Genomic DNA, 6,000 nt, shown 5'->3' with positions numbered 1-6,000 from the left:
CCTGATCGTCAGGGCGCCGAGGACGACAGGGCGTCCTGGACGGGGACGACGGCCGGGACAGTGTGTGCCGAAGGTGGTCGCGGCCCGCCGCACCGTGCGCACGTCGCGGGGGTTGGGCAGCTGTGCCTCCACGCCGGGTTGGTCGCCTACCGCCGCCCGGGCCGCAGTGACCAACTGCTCGTCAATGACGATGCAGGCCACCGGGACGGGCGGGTCGTCGTGTTCGAGGGCGACGTGCGCGGAGCGCACGACACCACGGGAGGAAACCCTGTGGACAGGTCCAGGACCTGTTCCGCCCCGCCAGCCGCGGTCGGCCGGTGCGCACAGGACGTGTTCGCGATGAACCTCGATGGCGCGGGCCCGTGTCCCGATGACCGGGTCCGGCTCGCACAGCCGGATAGCCCTCTGCCGGTCGATCGGGCGGTTGAGGCCGCAGCCGAGCAGGTAGTCGCGCAGCAGGACCTGACCACACAGCATGAGAACCCTGGTGCGGCCGCTCAGGGTCCCGAGCTGCCGATCGGGACCGTTGGCCCCCGTGGGATCGCCCAGTACGTGACCCGGGTAGCCGCCGGGCGGGAACCGGTCGGCGGCTACCCGGTCGTGGACCCACGAGGTGTCCACTGGGTGTTCGTTCACCTGAGCGAGAACGTGTCTGCGATCCGCCGCAGCTCCGGGATTTTTTACCGAGCATCCAGTAGAGCTTCTCCGCCGCGTCCGGGGTGAGCGCGACCGTCGCCGCAGTGCCGAAGCTGACTTCGTAGTCACCGTCAGCGGTGATGGATTCCTTGAACTCCGCCTCCTTCGTGATCCGAAGGTAGGACGTCTGCTCGATCGCGTCTACGGGCTGTTCCATCTGCGAACAACTCTCCCTTTTTCATCATGCGACAGCGTTGCCGCGTCGCGAAGTGGCGACGACATATGCCGCCAAGTCAGATATTCAAGCGGCGACATAATGCGCGTAGACGGCGACTACGCGACAGGTCGCGCACTGTCCCCCATAAGCCTTGCATCGTGCTGCATATCCAGGTCCCGGTCGTGTCGCACAACGTCGAACAAGTCGTCGAACTGCATAGGGGCGAGCGCATGCAAGGCACCTGCGATGAAAGCCGGACCAGGATTCAGATCACCCGAGAGTACCCGTGCGACGGTCGACCGGTTGATCTCCATCTTCTTCGCCAGTGCGTAGTCTGATCGGAAACCGGCAAGTCTCGCCGCTTTGGTGAACACATCGCCTCTGAGCCGGACGGTGAAGGGCATCGCTACCTCACGCGAATAGTGGACGGCCACCCACGGTGGATCGGCGGCTTCCCGGGTCCGGGCGCGACACGGAGGTCAGGCGACGTGATGCTGATAGGAATCCGCACATCGAGCCAATATCCGGCGCGACTGCTCGACATCGAGAGCAACGGTGTCGAGATGCCGCATCTTGCGCTCGTAGGCGACCAGGATCTGAGGATCCTCGTGGAACACGGTCGCGACGTCGGTCTCGACGTAGACCAGCGGACGCAGAGGGCCCTCGAAGGTCAACAGCGTGGCGGGACTGCGCAGCGCCGGGTGAGGAGCGCAGGTCAGCGGAACGATCCGCACGCAGGTCATGGGCCAGTCGCACATCGCCGCCAGGTGCAGCAACTGATCCCGCATCACCCGCGGCGGCGCGGCAACCTGGCGCAGTGCGGCCTCGTTGACGTACAGGACCGTCTCCCGACTACCCGGCTGCCGCAACCGACGTTGCCGAACCATGCGGGTCTGGGCGGCGTTCGGCCCACCCGTCAACGCCAGGGCGTAGTCCTCCGTCTGCCCCAAGAGGGGGACGATCAGAGGTTCGTAGGCCGTGACGGTCCGGGCGACCGGTTCGTGGGCCGCCAGTGCCGCCAACGTGTCCGGTGACCCGTCGTGCACCCGCAGAAAGCTGTCGGTGTTCGACTCGTGGGCGACGGCCATGATCCGATCGCGGGTCGCCTTGTCGGTCCCGTAGCGGCCGAGCAGGGTCGCGATGTCACTGGGAAGAGTGCCGCGAGTGCCCGTCTCCAGTTTCGACAGCTTGCCCAACGACCACTCCAGGCCCTCGGCGGTCTGACCGCTGGACGCCCTCGCGCGACGGCGCGCTCGACGCAGCTCCTCTCCGAGCTCCCGGCTGCGCGCAGTGCTCAGCCGAGCAGGGTGCGGCTTCTCCTCGCTGTTCATCATCTCCTCATTCCTGGCTTGCCTTCCCGGCCCGCGCGGCGGCGAGCCGTACCGCGATGGGGCGAACATCCGCAGGCTGAATCCCGGTTACGCTGCGACTCGCTGGGCCTGATCAGGGCCAGCATCGGTAGCCACACGGGTTTGGACGGCCCGCTGGAGATCTCCGAGCCGGTTGGCCGACTCAACGTCACCGGACCTCATGCCGCGCGCCTCGGCACACGTCCGCTGTCGGAGCCGGTCGCACTCGACCGTGTTCTCGGCGGAGCAGACGACGAGACGATGGCTGTCGGGCAGGTGACGGTCGGCATATGCGAAATGCTCCAGGGACGAGTCAGCTGAAACCAGGGCATCCGCCACCGACCGGGCCGCCCTGTAGGCGACATCGCAGTGATAGCGGATGCTGGCTACAAGCCAACCGCCCGATACCCACTAGATCCAGGCAAAAAAGAGGAAATCTTGCGGCAATCTTGCGGTACCGCTTGTCCACCGAACGGGTGACACGCCATACCTCGATACTGAACGACCTGCTGTTCTCTTGCTGCCTCGACTATCGTTTCGGACCCAAGGTGCGGAGGAGACAACAGGGATGCCGAAGCGCGAGAAGCTCCAGGAGCGGCGGACGAGGCGCGGGTTCACCCAGGAGAGCCTGGCCGCGTTGTTGCACGTCAGTCCTCGGACGGTGCGCGGCTGGGAAGCAGGCACCAGCGTCCCATACCCCGAATACCGCCAGCCTCTCGCCGACGCACTTCACGTCACGCTCGACCGACTCGATCAACTGCTCGACGAACCGCAGGTTGCCGACGGACCCGACCTGTCGTTCGCACGAACGCCTGCCACGCACGCCGCCCTGGACGTCGGCACTGTCGACGCGCTCGAAGGTTTGAATCTGCGTGTACCGCCTCGACGGCGCATCGGCCGGATCGAGGTCGAACAAGTGAGGCTGATGACCGGGGCGCTGGCCGCCAGCGAGAATCTCTACGGCGGCGCCATGGCCGGCGAGGCGGGCATCGCCCACTTGCGGTGGGCATGCCGGATGCTGGAAGCGCAGATCGATCCCGCGATCAAACCGGCCTTGTTCGAAGCCGTGGGCAACTTGGCGGGCGTCGTCGCCTTCTCCGCCTTCGACGTCGACGCTCACGCGGTCGCGGCACGATGCTTCCGGATCGCCTTGACGTGTGCGGACCAGGGCGGTTCGTGGGAGCTGCGGGCGGCCACCCTCACCGACATGGCGCGCCAGGCCGTCTATCTCGGCGACCTCGACGAGGCCCTGTCGTTGATCGAGTTCGCACAAGTCCGTGCCGATCGGTTGACCGCCACGGCCAGGGCCGCGACCTCGGTCGTCCGCGCCCGAATACTGGCTCTGCTCGGTCGCCTCGAGGAGGCCATGGCGGAGGTGGATCTCGGCGACGCGCACTTCGCACGGCGTCACGCCGCCACCGATCCACCGTGGCTGGTCTACTACGACGAGGCCGAACACGCGGGCAGCAGCGCACGAGCGCTGATTCCCGTCGCCGTTGCCCAGGGACAACCCGGCGAAGCAGCTGAGCGCTTGACCATGGCGATCAGCCTGCACAGCGATGCCTACCCGCGTTCACGGGCGTTTTCGACGGCACGGCTCGCCACCTTGCACATGACTGCGGGCGACCCGCGGGAAGCCCTCGTGCTCGGACGACACGCCGCCGCGGATGCCGCGCTGTTGCACTCAAGACGGATGAACGCGGAGTTGCTCATGCTGATGCGCGCCAGCGAACAACATCTGTCGATCCCCGATGTGGCAGACCTGGCCCAGTCACTGGGATCGGCCATCGGTGACGACTGACGAGTCCAGCACGCAGACCGCCGCCCCCGCATACGACGTGCTCATTACTGCGGGTGTCCGCGCGGGCGTGCCGACCGCCGGAGCCGAACTGATCCGCGACGGAGGCAACGTCCTGTACCGCCTGCCGGGCCAGGTCGTCGCCCGCATCGGCCCGGCAGGCTCGTATAACACCGCGACCCACGCGGTCCGCGTCGCCCGTTGGCTGGCCACCACCGACGTGCCGGCGGTTCGCGTCCTGGACGACGTCGAACAGCCCACGATGGTCGGACAACGGCCCGTAACGTGGTGGGCACAGCTTCCCGAACACCGCTACGCCACCCCCACCGAACTGGGAACGACGCTGAGACGTATCCACACACTCGCCGCGCCCGATTCGCCCCGGTTGCCCCTGCTCGATCCCTTCAGCGGATTGGACGAAGTGATCGCGAACGCGACTACGGTCGCCGACCACGACCGACGCTGGCTTGTAGACCTCCTAGCCGACCTCCGCCACCGGTACGCAGGGCTGCAATCCTCACTACCCCAGTGCGTCATCCACGGCGACGCATGGCAAGGCAACCTCGCCGTTCCCGAGAACGGCCCTCCCACACTGGTGGACCTCGACCGCGTCGGGCTGGGCCCACGCGAGTGGGACCTGATTCCCCTGGCCGTCGACCACACCGACTTCGCCCGCATCACACCTGCGGACTACGACGCGTTCGTCGACGCCTACGGCGGGCACGACGTAACCACTCACCCCGGATACCGCACCTTGGCCACCACCACGGAACTCCGCTGGACCGCATTCACCCTCCGCAAAGCCGAGACTGATCACAAGGCGACGAACGAAGCCACCCATCGCCTGGCCTGCCTACGAGGTGATATCCAACAGCCCTGGAAGTGGACAGCGTTCTGACTGACCAATAAGGAACGACCGGAACTTGATCGTGAGGTTGCCGAAGCCGAAGCACAACCACCGATGGTGGCGAACAGGAGGTGCGATTCAGCAGTTCAGCAGATCATCGACCGCCTCACGCCAACGAACTGACCCGAACACGACCCACAGACCGAGCCGCCCAAAGCACACCTCGGCGACATCCGCACATGCCGATGAGCGTGCGGTCATTCGCGGCTACACCGCGTCGCCACTTGGTCGGGGTCCACGCGGGAACTACTGCCGTTCAGGCACACCTGCCTCGAGCACCGCTAGGTCGCGCACGGCGTATCGGTGGTGCTCGGCTTCTTCCTTCAGCACCACCTTGAGGCAGCGGCGCACGACGTACTCCTGGTCGGGATACATGTCAGCTGGTTTGCGACCGCATACCCGGTCGAGCTCGGCCGCGGTCAGCCCGTCGACGACACGCCGCATCGCGGCCATGCGAGCGAGCCGCGGCGCGAGCACCTCCTCGAGCGTCGGGGTGGCTTCGAGGGTGAGGCCGAGGTTCGCCGACTCGTCCGGCGGCGTCCCCCCGGCGGGGAAACCCAACGGGTGGTAAGGCGCTTTCTCCTCAAGCACCGCGTTGCCGAGCCAGGCGTCGCAGGCGAACAGCAGATGCCGTTGTGTCTCGACGAATGACCACTCGCCGTCGACCTGCTCGTGCAGTTTGGCCGCGGGCAACAGCCGCGCCCGGTCGAGTGCCGCGCCCCACAGGGTCTCGATGGCGTCCCAAGCAGCCCGGTAGTCCTCGGGAGAAGCCGCATTCCGCGCCAGCACCCGCGCGGGGTGCCGGCGGTCGAGCTCGGCCTCGACATGTGCGGTCACGTCGACGTCGTTGACGACGAGGCGCTCGAAGTAGCCACCGAGGTAGATGTCGCTGCCGTAGCAGTCGACGATCTTCAGATCGTTCACCTCGCAATCGCGGATCTCGAGGCCGGCGAGGTTGCACAGGTGGATGCGAGCACCGCGGAATTGGTCGCTCTGGGCGTATTCGGAAACCATCGAAGCAGTCTCGCTCACTCATCACGCCTGCGCCAGGGGCTTCCCGGACTTCCACATTCAGCAGTGGTCTGAAGCGGGC

At 66.6% G+C, this 6,000-nt stretch carries 6 protein-coding genes; 2 read left to right on the top strand and 4 right to left on the bottom strand.

Annotated elements, in window-relative coordinates; translation table 11 throughout:
• The 3 genes from ACR807_RS15490 to ACR807_RS15480 all read right to left on the bottom strand — a co-directional run.
• Window positions 1–249: hypothetical protein (locus tag ACR807_RS15490; protein ID WP_438922011.1), on the bottom strand; the 249-nt coding region annotated here is incomplete at its 3' end.
• A gap of 720 nt (window positions 250–969) precedes the next feature.
• The gene (locus tag ACR807_RS15485) at window positions 970–1,287 is read right to left on the bottom strand and encodes a transcriptional regulator (RefSeq protein ID WP_438922010.1); all 318 of its coding nucleotides are present in this window, start codon (window positions 1,285–1,287) and stop codon (window positions 970–972) included.
• 45 nt (window positions 1,288–1,332) lie between these two features.
• The gene (locus ACR807_RS15480) at window positions 1,333–2,184 is read right to left on the bottom strand and encodes a DUF5753 domain-containing protein (protein ID WP_438922009.1); all 852 of its coding nucleotides are present in this window, start codon (window positions 2,182–2,184) and stop codon (window positions 1,333–1,335) included.
• Window positions 2,185–2,770: 586 nt separating this feature from the next.
• Between ACR807_RS15480 and ACR807_RS15475 the strand changes: the two genes are divergently transcribed.
• Window positions 2,771–4,003 carry a helix-turn-helix domain-containing protein gene (locus tag ACR807_RS15475; protein ID WP_438922008.1) on the top strand — a complete coding sequence of 411 codons (1,233 nt, stop codon included), beginning with the start codon at window positions 2,771–2,773 and terminating at the stop codon, window positions 4,001–4,003.
• Window positions 3,993–4,898, top strand: coding sequence for a phosphotransferase enzyme family protein (locus ACR807_RS15470; protein WP_438922007.1), 906 nt, complete (start codon window positions 3,993–3,995; stop codon window positions 4,896–4,898). Before ACR807_RS15475 ends, ACR807_RS15470 begins: the two co-directional genes overlap by 11 nt.
• A gap of 255 nt (window positions 4,899–5,153) precedes the next feature.
• Here the strand turns inward: ACR807_RS15470 and ACR807_RS15465 are convergent, their stop codons facing one another.
• Window positions 5,154–5,939 (bottom strand): DinB family protein, encoded by a 786-nt coding sequence (locus ACR807_RS15465; protein ID WP_438922006.1) that lies wholly within the window; start codon window positions 5,937–5,939, stop codon window positions 5,154–5,156.
• Between the last annotated feature and the right edge of the window lie 61 nt (window positions 5,940–6,000).

Source organism: Saccharothrix sabaoui (assembly GCF_051756985.1).
Lineage (GTDB): Bacteria > Actinomycetota > Actinomycetes > Mycobacteriales > Pseudonocardiaceae > Actinosynnema.
The sequence above is the reverse complement of the archived record's forward strand: the minus strand, read 5'-3'. Positions and strand labels throughout refer to the sequence as shown.

Bases quoted from the DNA above. Each gene is read 5' to 3' on its own strand.
- ACR807_RS15480 (WP_438922009.1), bottom strand. From the start codon at position 2,184: ATGAACAGCGAGGAGAAGCCGCACCCTGCTCGGCTGAGCACTGCGCGC.
- ACR807_RS15475 (WP_438922008.1), top strand. From the start codon at position 2,771: ATGCCGAAGCGCGAGAAGCTCCAGGAGCGGCGGACGAGGCGCGGGTTC.